Annotated in this window: 1 protein-coding gene; it reads left to right on the plus strand. The window is 68.5% G+C overall.

Annotated elements, in window-relative coordinates; translation table 11 throughout:
• Positions 1-16: 16 nt before the first annotated feature.
• Positions 17-686, plus strand: a 670-nt coding sequence (locus tag NS355_RS17965) for a PDC sensor domain-containing protein (RefSeq protein ID WP_209445140.1), incomplete at its 3' end; no start/stop codon positions are given.

A 686-nucleotide genomic window follows, 5' to 3' on the forward strand; every position in this document is an offset into this window, starting at 1 on the left:
ACGCATGAGGACGGGTGTGGCGACCACGTTCCGGCGCGGCCTGCGCTCGGCCCGGACCTGGATTGCCCTCGGGGTCGTGGCGCCCCTGGGCATGGTGGCGGTCTGCGCCGCGTTGCTGATCGACATGCGCCGCGATGCCTGGGACAAGGCCGCGCGGACCTCCTGGAACCTGCTCCAGGTGATCGAGCGCGACGTCGACCGCAACGTCGAGATCATCGACCTCGCGCTGCAGAGCGTCGTCGAGAACCTCAAGATCTACGATCTCGAGGAACTCAAGCCCCATTTCCGTCAGCGCGTCCTGTTCGATCGCGCCGTCAACGCCAAGGATCTCGGCGCGATGCTCGTCCTCGACGAGTACGGCAACGCCCTCTACGACGCGGCCGGCTGGCCGGCGCGGCGCCTCAACGGCGGCGACCGCGACTACTTCCGGGCGCACAAGGCCGATCCGGATCTCGGGCTCCACATCAGCCGGCCGGTGATCTCGCAGCTCATCGGCAAGCCGGTGATCGTGCTCAGCCGCCGGGTCGCCATGGCGGACGGCTCGTTCAACGGGATCGTCCTCGGCAGCCTGTCGCTGTCCTACTTCAATCGGATGTTCGACCGGATCCGGCTCGGGCCGGGAGGCACGATCGCCCTGTTCCTGGCCGACGGCACCCGGATCCTGCGCCATCCCGAGCCCACGAGAC

Origin of the sequence: Sphingomonas yabuuchiae (assembly GCF_001477495.1) — a bacterium.
Lineage (GTDB): Bacteria > Pseudomonadota > Alphaproteobacteria > Sphingomonadales > Sphingomonadaceae > Sphingomonas > Sphingomonas yabuuchiae_A.